Source organism: Streptomyces sp. NPDC101776 (genome assembly GCF_044766845.1).
GTDB lineage: Bacteria > Actinomycetota > Actinomycetes > Streptomycetales > Streptomycetaceae > Streptomyces.
In genome coordinates, this window is record NZ_JBIWMV010000015.1 from 183,091 (window position 1) to 202,097 (window position 19,007).

17 protein-coding genes are annotated in these 19,007 nt (G+C 70.0%); 12 read left to right on the plus strand and 5 right to left on the minus strand.

The features are described 5' to 3' along the window. Positions 1-326: 326 nt before the first annotated feature. Together ppgK and ACIRRY_RS35820 are read right to left on the minus strand one after the other, a co-directional pair. Positions 327-1,073 carry a polyphosphate--glucose phosphotransferase gene (gene ppgK / locus ACIRRY_RS35815; protein ID WP_403981225.1) on the minus strand — a complete coding sequence of 249 codons (747 nt, stop codon included), beginning with the start codon at positions 1,071-1,073 and terminating at the stop codon, positions 327-329. Between the two features lie 29 nt (positions 1,074-1,102). Next, complete coding sequence (locus ACIRRY_RS35820; protein ID WP_403981228.1) at positions 1,103-2,128, minus strand: 4-hydroxy-3-methylbut-2-enyl diphosphate reductase; 1,026 nt, start codon at positions 2,126-2,128, stop codon at positions 1,103-1,105. A gap of 98 nt (positions 2,129-2,226) precedes the next feature. Here ACIRRY_RS35820 and ACIRRY_RS35825 point away from each other — a divergent pair, with 98 nt between their 5' ends. The 4 genes from ACIRRY_RS35825 to ACIRRY_RS35840 all read left to right on the plus strand — a co-directional run bounded on the left by ACIRRY_RS35825 (position 2,227) and on the right by ACIRRY_RS35840 (position 5,952). Further along, positions 2,227-3,615, plus strand: a complete 1,389-nt coding sequence (locus ACIRRY_RS35825; RefSeq protein WP_403981230.1) for an APC family permease — start codon at positions 2,227-2,229, stop codon at positions 3,613-3,615. A gap of 57 nt (positions 3,616-3,672) precedes the next feature. Beyond that, on the plus strand, positions 3,673-4,881 hold the full coding sequence (gene xseA, locus ACIRRY_RS35830; RefSeq protein ID WP_403981233.1) for an exodeoxyribonuclease VII large subunit: 1,209 nt from the start codon (positions 3,673-3,675) through the stop codon (positions 4,879-4,881). Positions 4,882-4,907: 26 nt separating this feature from the next. Further along, positions 4,908-5,153 carry an exodeoxyribonuclease VII small subunit gene (locus ACIRRY_RS35835; protein ID WP_200681982.1) on the plus strand — a complete coding sequence of 82 codons (246 nt, stop codon included), beginning with the start codon at positions 4,908-4,910 and terminating at the stop codon, positions 5,151-5,153. Between the two features lie 208 nt (positions 5,154-5,361). After that, a complete protein-coding gene (locus tag ACIRRY_RS35840) occupies positions 5,362-5,952 on the plus strand; it encodes a malonic semialdehyde reductase (protein WP_403981236.1) in 591 nt (196 codons plus the stop codon). An 88-nt stretch (positions 5,953-6,040) separates the two neighbouring features. Here the strand turns inward: ACIRRY_RS35840 and ACIRRY_RS35845 are convergent, their stop codons facing one another. Continuing rightward, positions 6,041-6,562: a DUF4245 domain-containing protein gene (locus tag ACIRRY_RS35845; RefSeq protein WP_403981239.1), complete on the minus strand. Its 522-nt coding sequence runs from the start codon at positions 6,560-6,562 to the stop codon at positions 6,041-6,043. A gap of 126 nt (positions 6,563-6,688) precedes the next feature. Between ACIRRY_RS35845 and glpX the strand changes: the two genes are divergently transcribed. After that, positions 6,689-7,723: a class II fructose-bisphosphatase gene (glpX, locus tag ACIRRY_RS35850; RefSeq protein WP_200681979.1), complete on the plus strand. Its 1,035-nt coding sequence runs from the start codon at positions 6,689-6,691 to the stop codon at positions 7,721-7,723. A 167-nt stretch (positions 7,724-7,890) separates the two neighbouring features. Here the strand turns inward: glpX and ACIRRY_RS35855 are convergent, their stop codons facing one another. Together ACIRRY_RS35855 and ACIRRY_RS35860 are read right to left on the minus strand one after the other, a co-directional pair. Then, on the minus strand, positions 7,891-8,265 hold the full coding sequence (locus ACIRRY_RS35855) for a WhiB family transcriptional regulator (protein ID WP_026150672.1): 375 nt from the start codon (positions 8,263-8,265) through the stop codon (positions 7,891-7,893). Positions 8,266-8,438: 173 nt separating this feature from the next. Then, the gene (locus ACIRRY_RS35860; protein ID WP_403981242.1) at positions 8,439-9,170 is read right to left on the minus strand and encodes a DUF1707 domain-containing protein; all 732 of its coding nucleotides are present in this window, start codon (positions 9,168-9,170) and stop codon (positions 8,439-8,441) included. A gap of 203 nt (positions 9,171-9,373) precedes the next feature. Between ACIRRY_RS35860 and ACIRRY_RS35865 the strand changes: the two genes are divergently transcribed. The 7 genes from ACIRRY_RS35865 to ACIRRY_RS35895 all read left to right on the plus strand — a co-directional run bounded on the left by ACIRRY_RS35865 (position 9,374) and on the right by ACIRRY_RS35895 (position 18,861). Next, positions 9,374-11,041 carry a fumarate hydratase gene (locus tag ACIRRY_RS35865; RefSeq protein WP_403981246.1) on the plus strand — a complete coding sequence of 556 codons (1,668 nt, stop codon included), beginning with the start codon at positions 9,374-9,376 and terminating at the stop codon, positions 11,039-11,041. 259 nt (positions 11,042-11,300) lie between these two features. After that, positions 11,301-11,663 carry an SH3 domain-containing protein gene (locus ACIRRY_RS35870; RefSeq protein ID WP_403981249.1) on the plus strand — a complete coding sequence of 121 codons (363 nt, stop codon included), beginning with the start codon at positions 11,301-11,303 and terminating at the stop codon, positions 11,661-11,663. A gap of 132 nt (positions 11,664-11,795) precedes the next feature. After that, the gene (locus ACIRRY_RS35875; protein ID WP_403981252.1) at positions 11,796-12,515 is read left to right on the plus strand and encodes a DUF2690 domain-containing protein; all 720 of its coding nucleotides are present in this window, start codon (positions 11,796-11,798) and stop codon (positions 12,513-12,515) included. A gap of 212 nt (positions 12,516-12,727) precedes the next feature. Beyond that, entirely contained in the window at positions 12,728-14,131 is a 1,404-nt protein-coding gene (locus ACIRRY_RS35880; RefSeq protein WP_403981255.1) for a class II fumarate hydratase, read from the plus strand. A gap of 72 nt (positions 14,132-14,203) precedes the next feature. Further along, entirely contained in the window at positions 14,204-14,896 is a 693-nt protein-coding gene (locus ACIRRY_RS35885) for a DUF402 domain-containing protein (RefSeq protein WP_403981257.1), read from the plus strand. Between the two features lie 289 nt (positions 14,897-15,185). Beyond that, on the plus strand, positions 15,186-17,288 hold the full coding sequence (locus ACIRRY_RS35890) for a SpoIIE family protein phosphatase (protein WP_403981260.1): 2,103 nt from the start codon (positions 15,186-15,188) through the stop codon (positions 17,286-17,288). Positions 17,289-17,385: 97 nt separating this feature from the next. Next, complete coding sequence (locus tag ACIRRY_RS35895) at positions 17,386-18,861, plus strand: catalase (RefSeq protein ID WP_403981263.1); 1,476 nt, start codon at positions 17,386-17,388, stop codon at positions 18,859-18,861. The last annotated feature ends 146 nt before the right edge of the window (positions 18,862-19,007 follow it).

Here is a 19,007-nt window from a genome sequence, read left to right on the forward strand (position 1 = left end):
CCCGGCGACGAGTTCCGCTGCCTATCCGCGCAGGTCGGGTCCGGCGCAGGTCCGCGTCCGGGCCCGACCCAAATCCCGGACCGGGTCCGGCGCAAATCCCGGTCGGCGCAAATCCCGCTCCGGCGAAGATCCCCACCACGGCCACAGACTCCCCGCCCCGCGCCCGACACCCACCGAACCGCGCCCACCAAGACCCCGACGCCCACCGAACCGCGCCGACCGGACACTGCCCACCAGGACCCCGACGGCCACCGAACCGCCTCCACCAGCCCCCCGCCGCTCCACTCCCCACACCGCTCAGACGCCGCCAAGGCCCCGCACAACCCCTAGTCGTCCCCCGCCGCATGCATCGCCGCCCCCACGATCCCCGCGTTGTTCTGCAGCTGCGCCGGCACGATCTCGGCCTTGATGCCCTCGATGAAGTGCAGGAACTTGTCGGCCTTGCGGCTGACTCCGCCGCCGATGATGAACAGCTCGGGCGAGAACAGCATCTCGACGTGGGCGAGGTACTTCTGGACCCGGTGGGCCCAGTGCTCCCAGGTCAGCTCCTCGTCCTCCTTGGCCTTGCTGGACGCCTTCTTCTCGGCGTCGTGGCCGTTCAGCTCAAGGTGGCCCAGCTCCGTGTTCGGGACAAGGACACCGTTGACAAAGAGGCCGCTGCCGATGCCCGTGCCGAAGGTCAGCAGGATCACCGTGCCCTTGCGGCCCTGGCCGGCGCCGAAGTGCATCTCGGCGACGCCCGCCGCGTCCGCGTCGTTGACGACGGTCACCGGGAGGCCGCCCAGTCTGTCGGCGAACAACGCGCCCGCGTCCTTGTCGATCCAGCTCTTGTCGACGTTCGCCGCCGTACGGATCGTGGCCCCGCCGGTCACCACACCTGGAAACGTGAGCCCGACCGGTCCCGTCCAGCCGAAGTGGTCGACGACTTCCTTCACGCCGTCGGCCACCCCGTCAGGTGTCGCCGGGTGCGGGGTCAGCACCTTGCACCGCTCTTGGGTCAATTCGCCCTTGTCCAGGTCCACAGGAGCGCCCTTGATCCCGGATCCACCGATGTCCACGCCGAAGATCTGCATGGATCCACGCTACGACGAACGACTGACAGTCACTGCCCGGAGGGGGTCGAACGGTCGGCGCCGGTGCGCTCGGCGACCAGTGCCGCCGCCTCTTCGCGCAGGTCACGGCGGAGTTCCTTGGGCAGCGAGAACGTGATGGACTCTTCGGCCGCCTTGACCAGCTCGACGTCCTCGAAGCCGCGCGCGGACAGCCACTCCAACACCTGTTCGACCAGAATCTCCGGTACGGAGGCTCCCGAGGTCACGCCGACCGTGGTCACGCCCTCCAGCCAGGCCTCCTCGATCTCGTCGGCGAAGTCCACCAGGTAGGCGGCGCGGGAACCGGCCAGCTTGGCGACCTCGACGAGCCGTACGGAGTTGGAGGAGTTCTTCGAGCCGACCACGATCACCAGGTCGGCCTCCTCGCCCATCTGCTTCACGGCGAGCTGACGGTTCTGCGTGGCGTAGCAGATGTCGTCGCTGGGCGGGGAGATGAGCTGCGGGAACTTCTCCTTCAGGGCGTCGACCGTCTCCATGGTCTCGTCCACGGAGAGGGTCGTCTGGGAGAGCCAGACCACCCGGGACGGGTCGCGGACCTCGACCTTGGAGACGTCGGACGGGCCGTCGACCAGGGTGATGTGGTCGGGGGCCTCCCCGGAGGTGCCGATGACCTCCTCGTGGCCCTCGTGGCCGATGAGGAGGATGTCGAAGTCGTCGTTGGCGAAACGCACGGCTTCCTTGTGGACCTTGGTCACCAGGGGACAGGTCGCGTCGATGGTGGCGAGATTGCCCCGCTTGGCCTCGTCGTGGACGACGGGCGCGACGCCGTGCGCGGAGAACATCACGATGTTCCCCTCGGGGACCTCCTCGGTCCGCTCGACGAAGATCGCGCCCTTCTTCTCCAGGGTCTGGACGACGTACTTGTTGTGCACGATCTCGTGCCGGACATAGATCGGAGCCCCGTACTGCTCCAGGGCTTTCTCGACGGCGATCACGGCGCGGTCCACGCCCGCGCAGTAGCCCCGGGGGGCGGCGAGCAGGACACGGCGGCCAGACGAAGCGGTCATGCGTCCCATCGTAAGGCCGCGCTCGGCGGGTCAAAGATCGCGTCCTTGGGGAGACTGGCCGTGGAGTGGGAGGGGTGGGGCCGGACACGACATACGGGAGACGCGAGATGGCCGACACGGGCACGGATGCGGACGCGACGACCACGGCCGGCGAGGGGCCCCGACTGCGGCGGAGTCTCGGATTCCGCGATCTCGTCGTCTATGGGCTGCTGTTCATCGCCCCCATGGCACCGGTCGGCGTGTTCGGCACCCTGGACGCCAAGTCTCACGGCGCGGTCGCGCTGGTCTACATCGTGGCGACCGTCGCGATGGCGTTCACCGCGTTCAGCTACGCGCAGATGGTGCGGGTCGTCCCCCAGGCGGGGTCGGTGTTCGCCTACGCGCGCGTGGGGCTCGGCAGGGAGGCCGGGTTCATCGCCGGCTGGATGGCGATGCTGGACTACGTCCTGATCCCCGCCGTCGCCTACCTCTTCTCCGGGATCGCCATGAACGCGCTGGTCCCGGACGTCTCCCGGTGGGTGTGGACCGCGCTGGCGGTCGTCCTCACGACCTGCCTCAACCTCTGGGGGGTACGGGCCGCCGCGCGCGTGGGCTTCCTCGTCCTCGCGATGGAGATCGTGGTCCTCGTCATCTTCGTCGTGTCCGCGATCGTCGTCCTCGCGCGCGACGGCGCCGAACGGGGCTGGCTGTCACCACTCTCCGGAGACGGCACACAGGGCGCGTTCGCACTGTCGGCGGTGATCGGCGCGGTCTCGGTCGCCGTCCTGTCCTACCTGGGCTTCGACGCGGTGGCCACCTTCGCGGAGGAGGTCACCGGCGGCTCCGAGAAGGTCGCCAGGGCACTGCTGATCTGCCTCGCCCTGGCCGGTGTGCTGTTCATCTCCCAGACGTACCTGGTCGCCCTCCTGGAGCCGACGACCTCCGCGCAGCTCGCCGCCGACGCCGGCAAACAGGGATCGGCGTTCTACGACGCGGTCGACGTGTCGGTGGGGAACTGGCTGCACAACCTGGTGGCCGTCAGCAAGGCGATCGGCGCGGCCTTCGCGGCGCTCGTCGGGCAGGCCGCGGCGGGGCGCCTGGTGTTCGCGATGGCCCGCGACCGACGGCTCCCGCGCGCCCTGTCGAAGACCGACGACGGGGTACCGCGGGTCGCGCTGCTCGCGGCGGCCGTCATCACGCTGATCGCCGCGGTCTGGGCGGCCCGCCGCGACGACGGCCTCGACCAGCTGGTGTCGGTCGTCGACATCGGCGCCCTGACCGCGTTCACGCTGCTGCACGCGAGCGTGGTGGGCTGGTTCGCGGTACGGCGCCGGGGCGGGCCGGTGGTGTGGTGGCGGCACGTGCTGGTGCCGGTGCTGGGCGCGGCGATCACCGTCGCGGTGATCGTGGAGGCGTCCGGCACCGCACAGGTGGTCGGCGCGATCTGGCTGGCGGTCGGGCTGGTGGTGCTCGCGGTGCAGGGCACCCGGAACAAGGCCGACACGGAGACCGGTTGAGGTCACACGCTCCACACCTCGACGCCGTTGTCGGAGGCGGCCGTTACTCTCGGGCGCATGGCTCTCAACACGGCTCCGGACGCGCCGCTCCCCGTCGGTGAGGTCTCCCGGCTGATCGGCGGGTGGATCGACCGGCTCGGCGCGGTGTGGGTCGAGGGGCAGATCACCCAGTTGTCGCGGCGCCCGGGTGCGGGTGTCGTGTTCCTGACGCTGCGCGACCCGTCGTACGACATCTCGGTGAGTGTGACGTGCTTCCGGCAGGTGTTCGACGAGATCGCCGACGTCGTCAGCGAGGGCGCCCGGGTCGTCGTACTGGCGAAGCCGGAGTGGTACGCGCCGCGTGGGCAGTTGTCGTTGCGGGCCACGGAGATAAGGCCGGTCGGGGTCGGTGAACTCCTCGCGCGGCTGGAGCAGTTGAAGAAGTCGCTGGCCGCGGAGGGGCTGTTCGCGGCCGACCGGAAGAAGCCGTTGCCGTTCCTGCCGCAGCTCATCGGGCTGGTCTGCGGGCGCGCCTCGGCCGCGGAGCGGGACGTGCTGGAGAACGCGCGGCATCGCTGGCCCGCCGTCCGTTTCGAGGTGCGCAACGTGCCCGTGCAGGGCGTGCACGCGGTGCCGCAGGTCGTACAGGCCGTGAAGGAACTGGACGCGCTCGACGGCGTGGACGTGATCATCGTGGCGCGGGGCGGCGGCAGCGTGGAGGACCTGCTGCCGTTCTCCGACGAGCAGCTCGTCCGGGCCGTGTCCGCCTGTCGCACCCCCGTGGTGTCCGCGATCGGGCACGAGCCCGACAACCCCCTCCTGGACTACGTCGCCGACCTGCGCGCCTCCACCCCCACCGACGCGGCGAAGAAGGTCGTACCGGATGTGGGCGAGGAGTACGAGCGCGTACGGCAGTTGCGCGACCGGGCGCGGCGGTGCGTGGGCGCGTTCGTGGACCGGGAGGAGCGCGGGCTGGCGCAGGCGCTGTCGCGGCCGTCGATACAGGATCCGCACCGGATGATCGACGAGCGGGCGGATCATGTCGCCGCCCTCCTCGACCGCGGCCGGCGCACCCTCGGCCACCTCCTGGACCGCGCCGACTCGGAGCTGACCCACACGCACGCGCGCGTGGTGGCCCTCTCCCCCGCCGCCACGCTGAAGCGGGGGTACGCGGTGCTCCAGCGGGCCGACGGACATGTCGTCCGGGACCCGGAAGAGGTGACGGCGGACGATGTGCTGCGCGCGCGGGTCGCCGCGGGTGAGTTCACTGTTCGGGTCGAGGCGTAGTTCCTGTTGATGCATAGGGTGGGCGGATGACCAGCAAGGTTGACGAAAGTGCCGGTACGGCGGAGTCGCTCGGGTACGAGCAGGCGCGCGACGAGCTGATCGAGGTCGTACGGCGGCTGGAGGCGGGCGGTACGACGCTGGAGGAGTCGCTCGCGCTCTGGGAGCGGGGCGAGGAGCTGGCCAAGGTGTGCCGGCGCTGGCTGGACGGGGCCCGGGCGCGGCTGGACGCGGCGCTGGCGGAGGAAGAGGCCGAGGAAGAGCGCGGCGAGTAGGCGCGTAGCCGACGCGAGCCGCTGACGCCCAGCGACCTGCGACCTGCGACCTGCGACCAGGGCACCGTCATCTGTGATCCCCTGTGAAGCGGATCACTATGCTCCATTTTTTGTTGAACCTTGAACTTCCTTGTCGTACGGTCGGTCTCGTCAGTCTATCCGGACCGCGGTCCGGATAACGGTCCCCGCCCCCCGAGGAAGTTCTCGCATGTCTCTCGTTCTTGACGCCGCCGCCCAGGACCTGCTGTTCCGCGAGGCCCGCACCGCGAACACCTTCACCGACGAGCCGGTGACGGACGAGCAGGTACAGGCGATCTACGACCTGGTCAAGTACGGCCCGACCTCCATGAACCAGTCGCCGCTGCGCATCACCCTGGTCCGCTCCCCCGAGGCCCGCGAGCGTCTCGTGCGGCACCTCTCCGAGGGCAACCAGAAGAAGACCGCCGCCGCCCCGCTGGTCGCGATCCTCTCCGCGGACAACGAGTTCCACGAGGAACTGCCCACCCTGTTCCCGCACTTCCCGCAGGCCAAGGACGCCGTCTTCGGCGAGCGTTCGGTCCGTGAGGGCAACGCCGCGCTGAACGCCGCCCTCCAGGCCGCGTACTTCATCATCGGCATCCGCGCCGCCGGCCTGGCCGCGGGCCCGATGACCGGTCTCGACTTCGCGGGCGTCCAGAAGGAGTTCCTGGACGGCGACCACACCCCGTTCGTCGTCATCAACATCGGCAAGCCGGGCGAGGACGCCTGGTTCCCGCGTTCCCCGCGGCTGGCGTACGACGAGGTCGTCACGACCGTCTGAGACACCTCGACCGTCTGAGACGCATGCCACACAAAAGGCCCCGGCACACACAGCGCCGGGGCCTTCGTCACACCTGTCGAGTGTCGAGCTACTTGGTCCTCAACGCCTTCGCCATCTCGGTCAGTTGGGTGAACGAGCCCGTGCCCGCCACCACCGTCGTCGAGCCCTTGTCCGCGAGCACGAGGGCGTCGTAGCGGCCGCCGGTGTAGCGGGTCCAGGTGCGGCCGTCGATGGCCTGGGTGGTCTTCGTCGCGGCGGCGCCCTGGCTGGCGGTGTCGACGAAGTCGGCGGGCTTCTGAGTCGACTGCTCTATCTGCACGTACTGACCACCGGGGGCACTGAACCCGAGGTGCCAGGCGTCGAACGCGGCGCCGTTGTAGCGGACCGAGGTCGCCTTCCAGCTCTGGGGCAGGCCCTCAGGGGCCGCGACCGGGTACGGCGCCGCGCGGCGTGCCGTGAGCAGCTCCACGCGGTAGTCGACCCGCTTGACGTCCGGAGCGTGGTCGCTGTGCGGGATGAAGATGTAGACGATCGCCGCCGCGATCCCGATCAGGCCCAGGGAGAGAATCATGTCCCGGACCGTCTTCTGCTTGCCGTTCGAACCTGCCACGTCCCTATCGTCGCAGGTGCCCTGGTCCGCTCATCCGTGGGGCCCCCTGCTCATTTTGTCTGCCTGGCGATAGAGTCGGGGCCATACCCTCATCCGGCCGTCGTCGTATCAGAAAGGTGCGCTCCGATGACCGAGCATCATCATCTGCCGTCCGAACTCGAAGTCCCCTCCGAGGCCCCCGACCGCAACCTCGCCCTGGAACTCGTCCGGGTGACCGAAGCCGCCGCGATGGCCGCGGGCCGCTGGGTCGGGCGCGGTGACAAGAACGGCGCCGACGGTGCCGCCGTGCGTGCCATGCGGACCCTCGTCTCCACCGTCTCGATGAACGGCGTCGTCGTCATCGGTGAGGGCGAGAAGGACGAGGCGCCGATGCTCTTCAACGGCGAGCGCGTCGGTGACGGGACCGGGCCCGAGTGCGACATCGCCGTCGACCCGATCGACGGGACCACCCTCAACGCCAAGGGCATGCCGAACGCGATCGCGGTGCTGGCCGCCGCGGACCGGGGCTCGATGTTCGACCCGTCCGCCGTGTTCTACATGGACAAGCTCGTCGCCGGGCCCGAGGCCGCCGAGTTCGTCGACATCGAGGCGCCGATCTCGGTGAACGTCCGCCGCGTCGCCAAGGCCAAGCGGGTCACGCCGGAGGACGTCACCGTCGTCGTCCTGGACCGGCCGCGGCACGACGGGATCATCAAGGAGATCCGGGAGACCGGTGCGCGGATCAAGCTGATCTCCGACGGGGATGTCGCCGGGTCGATCCTGGCGCTGCGCGAAGGCACCGGCGTGGATCTGCTGCTCGGTGTCGGTGGCACGCCCGAGGGCATCATCTCCGCCTGTGCCGTGAAGTGCCTGGGCGGTGTGATCCAGGGCAAGTTGTGGCCCAAGGACGATGCCGAGCGGCAGCGGGCGCTGGACGCGGGGCACGATCTGGACCGGGTGCTCACCACGGACGACCTGGTGTCGGGGGAGAACGTGTTCTTCGTCGCTACCGGGATCACGGACGGGGAGCTGCTGCGTGGGGTGCGGTATCGGGCGGAGACCGCGACCACCGACTCCATCGTGATGCGGTCGAAGTCGGGGACGGTGCGGAGGATCGACTCGGAGCACCGGCTCAGCAAGTTGCGGGCGTACAGCGCGATTGACTTTGATCGGGCCAAGTAACGCGCCTCAGCGGGGGGTTCTGCGGATCACTGGCGAGTGCGGGTGCGCTGTGGCTGGTCGCGCAGTTCCCCGCGCCCCTTAGGGGGTTGGCCTGGCCGGTGGTTACAACGCGTCCCCCGTTCGGCAATGGAAAAAGGCGCCCCCTGGTGCGGAGGGGGCGCCTTTTGTCATCCTGCCGCTGCTATGCGGCCCGCCGCGCGGGCCTTCTGGAGTTCCAGGTCGCGGCGGCGGCGCCTGGCCAGGACCACGCGGCGTTCGGCGGCGGTGAGGCCGCCCCAGACGCCGTAGGGCTCGGGTTGCAGGAGGGCGTGCTCCCGGCACTCGACCATGACCGGACAGCGCGCGCAGACGCGCTTGGCGGCGTCCTCGCGGGAGAGTCGGGCGGCGGTGGGTTCCTTGGAGGGCGCGAAGAACAGGCCTGCCTCGTCGCGCCGGCACACCGCTTCGGTGTGCCATGGAGCGTCTTGGTCCCTGTCTCGCGCAGGCACCCGCTGAGCCGGAACAGCAGCTACCTGCAGGGACGAATGCGGCGGTTGCAGCACGGTCTACTCCTGACGACGGCTTCGCGAGCGAGAGACGATGCAGCAAGGCCTACCCGCTGTACGCGCGCCTATGCACTGAGTTCCGAACCGCTGGTTTTCGGGCGCTTCTGCGCGATGTCAGGGGCGGACGGGCGTGGACCGATCACCTCCACATGTGTCCCGATTCACAACCGTCAACGATCCAGGTGCTTGCGCAAACTCTTGTCGACCTTGCGCTGAACCCGATCGAGAATGTCCGCAACGAGCTTGCCCCGCTTGGGTTTTGCCTCGATGTTTCCGAGTACGGCCCATCCGTCGACGTAGATCACGGGCGCGTCCGGCTCCAGTGAGTCCAGCGTGTCCACCTCGAAGTTGCCGAGGACGCCGCCGCCGGTGCCGCGCAGCGACACGTTCTCCGGGACGCGGATCTCGACGTTGCCGAAGACCGAGATCGCCTTGATGACGATCTGCTGGTACTCGAAGATCGCCTCGCTGAGGTCGATCTCGACATTGCCGAACACGGCGTACGCGTGCATGCGGCGGCCCGCGCGCCAGCGGCCCTTGCGCATCGCGGAGCTGAAGACCGCCACCACGTGCTGGTCGGCCTCGGCCGGGATCGCGCCCTCCGTCGGGCGGTTCGGGGCGGGGCTGTACGACGGGGTGGCGCGCCGGTGCCCATGGGCGGCCGGCAGGTCCTGGATGAAGACCTCCAGCTCGCCGACCGTCTTGGCGCTCAGCACCCCCTCGACCCGCTCGGCGTGCTCGTCCGCGTCCAGCCGCCCCTCGGCCAGGGCGTCGCGCAGGATGTCGGCGATGCGGTCACGGTCGGCGTCCGAGGCGCGCAGCGCGGAGGCGGGCACGTCGGCGACAGCGGGGGCGGGCTGCGGGGCCGCGGGCGCGGATGCGGGCTGCTTCTGAAGGTCCACGGCAGCAGCGTACCGAAACGCGATAGATCGCGACTAGGCCTGTGGACGACGGTTGTGGACAACGTCGGCCCGGCGAAGGCACGGCCGAGGCTCGGCGAACTGAGCCTTACCTCACAAGCCCGCTGTCAGCGGCAGGTTCTACGCTGGTGGGCGCCCGCCAATGGAGGCTGGCCGCGCTGTCTGTCGAGTGAGGAATGGGCGACATGCCTGAGTTCGCGTACACCGATCTGCTCCCCATGGGAGAGGACACCACCCCGTACCGGCTGGTGACCTCCGAGGGTGTCTCCACCTTCGAGGCCGACGGGCGGACGTTCCTCAAGGTCGAGCCGGAGGCGCTGCGCAAGCTCGCGGCCGAGGCGATCCACGACATCCAGCACTATCTGCGGCCGGCCCACCTCGCGCAGTTGCGCCGGATCATCGACGACCCCGGGGCGTCGAACAACGACAAGTTCGTGGCGCTGGACCTCCTGAAGAACGCGAACATCGCGGCGGCCGGCGTGCTGCCCATGTGCCAGGACACCGGTACGGCCATCGTCATGGGCAAGCGCGGACAGAACGTCCTCACCGAGGGCGGGGACGAGGCGGCGCTCAGCAAAGGCATCTACGACGCCTACTTGAACCTGAACCTGCGGTACTCGCAGATGGCCCCGCTGACCATGTGGGACGAGAAGAACACCGGGTCGAACCTGCCCGCGCAGGTGGAGCTGTACGCGACCGACGGCGGCGCCTACAAGTTCCTGTTCATGGCGAAGGGCGGCGGCTCGGCCAACAAGTCGTTCCTCTACCAGGAGACGAAGGCGGTCCTCAACGAGGGCTCCATGATGAAGTTCCTGGAGGAGAAGATCCGTTCGCTCGGTACGGCGGCCTGCCCGCCGTACCACCTGGCGATCGTGGTCGGCGGCACGAGCGCCGAGTACGCGCTGAAGACCGCGAAGTACGCCTCCGCGCACTACCTGGACGAGATCCCGGCGGAGGGCTCCGAGCTCGGACACGGCTTCCGGGACAAGGAGTTGGAGCAGAAGGTCTTCGAGCTGACGCAGCGGATCGGGATCGGGGCGCAGTTCGGCGGCAAGTACTTCTGCCACGACGTGCGGGTCGTCCGGCTTCCCCGTCATGGCGCCTCGTGCCCCGTCGCCATCGCCGTGTCCTGCTCGGCCGACCGGCAGGCCCTCGCGAAGATCACCGCGGAGGGCGTGTTCCTGGAGCAGTTGGAGACGGACCCGGCGCGGTTCCTGCCGGAGACGACCGACGAGCACCTCGACGAGGCGGCGGACGTGGTCCGCATCGATCTCAACCAGCCCATGGACGACATCCTCGCCGAGCTCACCAAGTACCCCGTGAAGACCAGGCTCTCGCTCTCCGGGCCGCTCGTCGTGGCCCGTGACATCGCGCACGCCAAGATCAAGGAGCGGCTCGACGCGGGCGAGGAGATGCCGCAGTACCTGAAGGACCACCCCGTGTACTACGCGGGGCCGGCCAAGACCCCCGAGGGGTACGCGTCCGGGTCCTTCGGGCCTACGACGGCCGGGCGCATGGACTCGTACGTCGAGCAGTTCCAGGCTGCGGGCGGGTCCAAGGTGATGCTCGCCAAGGGGAACCGGAGCAAGCAGGTCACCGACGCGTGTGACGCGCACGGCGGGTTCTACCTCGGGTCGATCGGTGGGCCCGCGGCGCGGCTCGCGCAGGACTGCATCAAGAAGGTCGAGGTCGTCGAGTACGAGGAGCTCGGCATGGAGGCGGTCTGGAAGATCGAGGTCGAGGACTTCCCGGCGTTCGTCGTCGTCGACGACAAGGGCAACGACTTCTTCCAGAACCCGGCGCCGGAGCCGACGTTCACGCACATTCCGGTACGGGGGCCGGGGCTGGCGTAACGCCCTGGGGACTCCACCCCCAGACCCCCATCGGCCCCGAAAGGGCCTCGTCCTCAAACGCCGCACGGGCCGAGTAATGCCGGCCTGTGCCGAAAAGGGTGCGACCCGGAACGCAAGACACCGTCCCACTTCATCCGATGCCGTCCCGCTTCATCCCAGAAACAACCGGGACGGCATCTTCATCCGCTTCGCCGGAAACGCTGCGCATCGACAGGATCACACCCCGTGGTCCCCGGTCGACTCGGAGGAACCCCCCCCCATGATCCGACGCACTCTGCGCAACGGTCTCGTGGCCGCGATCGCGGCCGTCGCCGTCTTCCCCGTGACAGCCGTCGCCGCGCCGGCCGCCCACCCGGCGCACCCCACCCGCCACCACCACGTCACCGCGCACGCTTGGGGCCGGGTCTCGACCCACCGGCACACGCGGCTGAACGTCCGCTCCGGCCCCGGCACCGGCTACCGGATCGTCGGCACGCGACCGGTCGGCCAGGCGCTGCCCATCGTCTGCGAGACGCGCGGCTCCGGCGTCTTCGGCAACCACCTCTGGTACAAGCTCCCGCACCACGAGGGCTACGTCTCCGCCCACTACGTCCGCGACCGCGGCGCCGTCCGCTGGTGCTGACCCCCGTCTGACCGACGGCGTTCCCCGACGGGACGGTCCCGTACGTCCCGTCGGGGAACGCCAGGTCAACACCCCTTCATATTCCGGCGATCCGGGTGTGGCCCCGCACCACCCCCGGGAAGGGAAGGCCGTGTGACGGACGAGAGACAGCGGCTCCTGGCGGAACTCCGCCTCCTCAAGCGGCGGACCGGGCTGAGCCTGGCCGCGCTGGCCTCCGTCACGCCGTACAGCAAGTCGACCTGGCACCGGTATCTGAACGGCGACCAGTTCCCGCCACGCGCCGCGACCGAGGCGCTCGCCCGGCTCGCGGGGACCGACCCCGGCACGCTGCTCGCCCTGTGGGACACGGCGACCCGGGAACAGCCCGGGCCCACCGAAGCTCCCGTCCCGTCCGTACGACCCCGCCGGCCGCGTGCCCCCCTCCGCGCCCTCGCCGCCCTCGCCGCGATGGCCGCCACCGTCGCACTGACCGCCGGTGCCGCCGACGTCCTCGACCGCGACACGGACCAGGCCGTCGCCTCCTGCCGTGGCGGTGTCTGTCAGGGGGCGCTGCCCAGCTCCGAGACCTGCGCCCGGGACGCCCGTACCGAGCGCGTCGTGACCCGGGCCGCCCAGGTCGTACGGCTGCGCTACTCGCCGTCCTGCGCAACCGTCTGGTCCGAGGTGCGCACCCGGCTCGGCGGGGCACGGGAGATCTCGATCCGGGCGGGGCAGGACGAACTGTCCGCCGAGTACCCCGGGCACCGCTCGGACGGCTACAGCAGCCCGATGCTGGCCACCGCCGACCCGCGCGGGGCCCAGGCGTGTGCCGAGGTGGGCGGAAAGCCCGTCTGCACCGGCCCGGACCGCTGACCCGAACCACCGACCCGACCGCTGACCCGAACCGCCGCCCAGGACCGCCGGCCCGAACCACCGACCCGGAACGCGCCACCGTCCGCCTTACCAGCCACCCCGGAACACCGCCACCACCCGATCCAGCCACCCGGGAACACTCCGTTTCCGTCGCCTGCCGTGGGAACACGGGACGTGTCCGCGATGCTGTCCCCCACAGGAGGTGATCGGCGATGGCCGACGGTCAGGCAGAGGGCGCGTTCCGTATCGAGCACGATTCGATGGGGGAGGTGCGGGTTCCGGTCGACGCGAAATGGCGGGCGCAGACCCAGCGGGCGGTGGAGAACTTCCCGATCTCGGGGCAGCGCATCGAACGCGCCCACATCCAGGCGCTGGCCCACATCAAGGGCGCCGCCGCCAAGGTGAACGCCGAACTGGGCGTGCTGGACAAGGACATCGCGGAGGCGATCCAGGAGGCGGCCCGTGAGGTGGCCGGCGGGGCATGGGACGAGCACTTCCCGGTCGACGTGTTCCAGACGGGGTCCGGCACCTCGTCCAACATGAACACCAACGAGGTGATCGCGACGCTCGCGACGGAGCGGCTCGGGCGCGAGGTGCATCCGAACGACCACGTCAACGCCTCGCAGTCGTCCAACGACGTCTTCCCGTCCAGCATTCACATCGCGGCCACCGGTGCCGTGATCCATGATCTGGTCCCGGCCCTGGAGCATCTCGCGGGCGCGCTCTCGCGCAAGGCCGTCGAGTTCGCCGATGTCGTGAAGTCCGGGCGGACGCACCTGATGGATGCCACTCCGGTGACGCTGGGGCAGGAGTTCGGCGGGTACGCGGCCCAAGTGCGGTACGGCGTCGAGCGGTTGCAGGCCTCGCTGCCGCGGCTGGCCGAACTGCCGCTCGGCGGGACCGCGGTCGGTACCGGCATCAACACCCCGCCCGGTTTCTCCGCCGCCGTGATCGCGGAGGTCGCGCTGGTCACCGGGCTGCCGCTGACCGAGGCGCGGGACCACTTCGAGGCGCAGGGCGCCCGGGACGGGATCGTCGAGACCAGCGGGCAGTTGCGGACCGTCGCCGTAGGACTGACGAAGATCGCGAACGATCTGCGGTGGATGGCGTCCGGGCCGCGCACCGGGCTGTCCGAGATCTCGCTGCCCGATCTTCAGCCGGGGTCCTCGATCATGCCCGGCAAGGTCAATCCGGTGATTCCGGAGGCCGTGCTGATGGTCGCCGCGCAGGTCGTCGGCAATGACGCGACCGTCGCGACCGCCGGGGCCGCGGGCAACTTCGAGCTCAACGTGATGCTCCCCGTGATCGCCAAGAACGTCCTGGAGTCGATCAGGCTGCTCGCCAATGTGTCGCGGCTGCTCGCCGACCGGACCGTGGACGGGATCGTCGCTCACCGGGAGCGCGCGCGTGAGTACGCCGAGTCGTCGCCGTCCGTCGTCACCCCGCTGAACAAGTACATCGGGTACGAGGAGGCCGCCAAGGTGGCCAAGAAGGCACTGGCGGAACGGAAGACGATCCGCCAGGTCGTGCTGGAGAACGGCTATGTGGAGCGCGGTGACCTGACCGTCGCCCAACTCGACGAAGCTCTCGATGTCCTGCGGATGACGCGTCCGTAACCAATTGTCGCCATGGCGAGAACCGTGACGCGCGCCGCAGCGTCGTATGCCCGGGGCACCTAATATCTCTTCATGACAGACGGTGGAGCGGTACGAGCGGTGGAAGCGGGTACGTCTACGGCCTTCTGGGCGCCCGGGAGTCAGATCCTGTGGCGTTACCGGGAGAACGCCGGACCGGGCTTCCACATCGCCCGCCCCGTCACGGTCGTGCGCGACGACGAGGAGCTGCTCGCCGTCTGGATGGCGCCCGGCACCGAGTGCGTGAGGCCGGTGCTCGCGGACGGTACGTCGGTGCACGTGGAGCCGCTGGAGACGCGGTACACCAAGCCGCGTACGGTCCAGCGCGACCACTGGTTCGGGACGGGCGTGCTGAAGCTGGCGCGGCCCGGTGAGCCCTGGTCGGTGTGGCTTTTCTGGGAGCCCGGATGGCAGTTCAAGAACTGGTACGTGAACCTTGAGGAACCGCAGGTCCGTTGGGACGGCGGAGTCGACTCCGTGGATCACTTCCTGGACATCTCCGTTCACCCGGACCGCAGTTGGCGCTGGCTCGACGAGGACGAGTTCGCGCAGGCCCAGCGGGACGGGCTGATGGATCCCCAACTCGCCGAGCGGGTAAGGAAAGCGGGCCGGTCGGCGGTCGAGACGATCCGTTCGTGGGGGGCTCCGTTCGCGGACGGCTGGCAGCACTGGCGCCCGGATCCGTCCTGGGCTGTACCTTCACTTCCGGAGGACTGGGACCGCACCCCCGCGCACATGTCCACATGAGACCCTTGATGCGCCCCCGGTCCGCAACCGTAGGATCGTCCTCCGCAAGGGCACAGCACAACTCCCGGGGCATGTACCGGGACTGACCAGACGTCACCGAGGGGCGGCAGGACGTGAGCGAGGGGTATCAGGGCAACAGCGGTTCGGGCCGCCGGTCCACCGGTGGCACAGGAACAGCCTCTGACCACGCGGGAATCCCGTTCCTGGGGCACGTATTCCGGGTATCGGCATTTCAGCGGGACGATCCGCACGTATGGCGTGCGGTCCCGGACGGACGGATTCGACACGCGTGACGGAGCACCCCACCTCCTTCGAGCGCCCTGGCGGCGCCGACCCCGCAGACCCCCGCGGGGCGCTCCTGCACACCTCGACGCCGTCCAGGCCGTCCGGTGGAGCCGGTTTACCGGCACAGGCACGCACCGGCGAGCCGCCTCCGGCGCCGGGTACGAGCAGCACGTCCCGCGCCAAGGGGAAGGACCCGACAGGTACCCCTGTGAAGCCCGAGCCCGATACCGCCGCAGCCGGCTCCGAGCACTCCCAGCCCTCGGCGGCCGAACCCGACACCCATCGCCCGCGCCCCGCGCCCGACGGCATCCCGGCCCAGCCGGGCGGCGGCGAGGTCTCCGACGCCGCCAAGGAGCGCCGTACGGGACAGGGGCTGCCGCTCGGCGCTCCCATGCCCATGCGGCGGGACGGGGACCGGCTGCGCTTCGTGGGCGCCGCGACCCGGCGGATCGCCCGTGGCATCGACCTCGACGAGATCGTCATGGGGCTGTGCCGGGCGACCGTGCCGACGTTCTCGGACGCGATCCTGGTCTATCTGCGCGACCCGCTGCCCGTGGGCGACGAACGGCCCACGGGTCCCGTCGTGCTGCGGCTGCGCCGTACCGACCGGATCCCGGAGGAGCGGGACACGGAGAACGGCTTCATGCCCGCGATACAGCCGGAGCAGCCCTCCGAACTGTCCGCGGTCACCGCCGAGTTGTGCGAGGTACGCCCCGGCGGCGCCCTCAACGAGGTGCTGCGGGGCGTCCGCCCGGTCTTCGCCGACTCACCCGCCGCGCGCGCCGCGCTGCCGGAACTCCTCGGCGAGGGCGGCGAGTTGATCGTCCCCGCGGGCCAGCGCGCGATCCTCGCGCCGCTGCGCGGCCGACGCCGGGTGATCGGCGCCGCGCTCTTCCTGCGCCGCCCCGAGCGCATGGCCTTCGAGGCGGACGACCTCCTGGTCGCGGCCCAGCTCGCCACGCACAGCGCCCTGGGCATCGACAAGGCCGTGCTCTACGGCCGTGAGGCGTACATCGCCGACGAGCTCCAGCGCACCATGCTCCCGGAGACCCTGCCGCGCCCCACCGGCGTTCGGCTGGCGTCCCGGTACCTCCCGGCCGCCGAGACGGCACGGGTCGGCGGCGACTGGTACGACGCGATCCCGCTGCCCGGCAGCCGGGTCGCTCTCGTCGTGGGCGACGTCATGGGGCACTCCATGACCTCGGCCGCGATCATGGGCCAACTCCGCACCACCGCACAGACCTTGGCGGGTCTCGACCTGCCCCCGCAGGAGGTCCTGCACCACCTCGACGAACAGGCCCAGCGGCTCGGCACCGACCGCATGGCGACCTGCCTCTACGCGGTCTACGACCCGGTCTCGCACCGCATCACCATCGCCAACGCCGGTCATCCGCCACCGGTGCTGCTGCACCTGGGCGGCCGGGCCGAGGTCCTGCGGGTGCCGCCCGGCGCCCCGATCGGGGTCGGCGGGGTCGACTTCGAGGCCGTGGAACTGGACGCGCCGGCCGGAGCGACGCTGCTGCTGTACACGGACGGGCTGGTCGAGTCGCGGCTGCGGGACGTGTGGACCGGGATAGAGCAGCTGCGCGAGAAGCTCGCCGCGGTCGCGCAGCTCACCGGACCGGATCACCCGCCGCCCCTCGAGGCCCTGTGCGACGAGGTGCTCGACATGCTCGGCCCGGGCGACCGGGACGACGACATCGCGCTGCTCGCCGCACGCTTCGACGGAATCGCGCCCAGCGACGTGGCGTACTGGTTCCTCGACCCGGAGGACTCGGCGCCCGGCCAGGCCCGCCGGCTGGCCCGGCGCGCGCTGGCCCGCTGGGGCATGGAGGACATGAGCGACTCCGTGGAGCTGCTGGTCAGCGAGGTCGTGACGAACGCCGTGCGGTACGCCTCGCGGCCCGTCACGCTCCGGCTGCTGCGCACCGACGTGCTGCGCTGCGAGGTCGGCGACGACGTGCCGCAGCTCCCTCGGCTGCGGCAGGCGCGGGCCACGGACGAGGGCGGACGCGGCCTGTATCTGGTCAACAGACTGGCCCGTCGGTGGGGAGCCACCCGGCTGAGCACCGGAAAGGTGGTCTGGTTCGAACTGAACCGGAATTAGACCTCGTCCAAAAGTTGCCGAGGTACCGGCGTGGGAGTTGACTGCTGGGGTACGCGAAGCGAAAGCGACCTACTTTCTTCCGAACAGGAGGACGCTCGTGACGCAGGCACCCCAGCACACTCCGGCGCCCCAGGACACTCCGTACACCACGAACAACGTCGGCATCCCGGTGGAGAGCGACGAACACTCGCTCACCGTCGGACCCGACGGCCCGATCCTGCTCCAGGACCACTACCTCATCGAGAAGATGGCCCAGTTCAACCGGGAACGGGTCCCCGAGCGGGTGGTGCACGCCAAGGGCTCCGGAGCGTACGGCTTCTTCGAAGTCACCAACGACGTCAGCCAGTTCACCCGGGCCGATCTCTTCCAGCCCGGCAAACGTACCGAGATGCTGGCCAGGTTCTCCACCGTGGCCGGTGAGCAGGGCTCGCCCGACACCTGGCGCGACCCGCGCGGCTTCGCCCTCAAGTTCTATACGGAACACGGCAATTACGACATGGTGGGCAACAACACCCCGGTCTTCTTCGTCCGGGACACCATCAAGTTCCAGGACTTCATCCGCTCGCAGAAGCGGCATCCGGTGACCGGGCTGCGCAGCAACGACATGCAGTGGGACTTCTGGACCCTCTCCCCCGAGTCGGCACACCAGGTGACCTGGCTGATGGGCGACCGGGGCATCCCGAAGACGTACCGCCACATGAACGGCTACAGCTCCCACACCTATATGTGGATCAACGGCGCCGGTGAGCGGTTCTGGGTCAAGTACCACTTCAAGACCGACCAGGGCATCGAGTACCTCACCCAGGCCGAGGCCGACGAACTGGCCGGGTCGGACGGCGACAAGCACCGCCGTGACCTGCACGAGTCGATCGACTCCGGGAACGCGCCGAGCTGGACCCTGAAGGTCCAGATCATGCCGTTCGAGGACGCGGCGGACTACCGCTTCAACCCCTTCGACCTGACGAAGATCTGGCCGCACGGGGACTACCCGCTGATCGACGTCGGCCGCATGACCCTGAACCGCAACCCGGACGACTACTTCGTCCACATCGAGCAGGCCTCCTTCGAGCCCTCGAACCTGGTGCCGGGCATCGGCCCCTCGCCGGACAAGATGCTGCTGGGCCGCCTGTTCTCGTACCCGGACGCCCACCGGTACCGGATCGGCCCCAACTACGCCCAGTTGCCGCCCAATCGGCCGCACTCACAGGTCAACTCCTATGCCAAGGACGGCCCGATGCGGTACGAGGCGTCCAACGCGGCCCGCCCGTACGCCCCGAACTCCTACGGCGGACCGGCTGCCGACTACGGGCAGTTCGGTGACCCGGCGAGCTGGCAGACCGCCGGTGAGCTCGTGCGCGAGGCAACCAAGTTGCACCGCGAGGACGACGACTTCGGCCAGGCCGGCACGATGGTCCGCGAGGTCCTGGACGACGCGGCCCGCGACCGGCTCGTGGCGAACGTGACCGGCCATCTGAAGGCCGATGTCTCCCGCTCGGTCCTCGACCGCGCCCTGCGGTACTGGCACAACATCGACAAGGAACTCGGCGACCGGATCGCGGCGAACTTCACCTAGCGGTACGGGAGTTCACCCAGCGGTACGAGAGAGGGGGGCCCGCGGCCCCCCCCGGCCCCCCCCGCCGCGGGGGGGGGGGGGGGGGTGTGGGGGGGGGGGGGGGGTGGGGGGGTGGGGGGGGGGGGGGGGGGGCCGGGGCCGGTGAT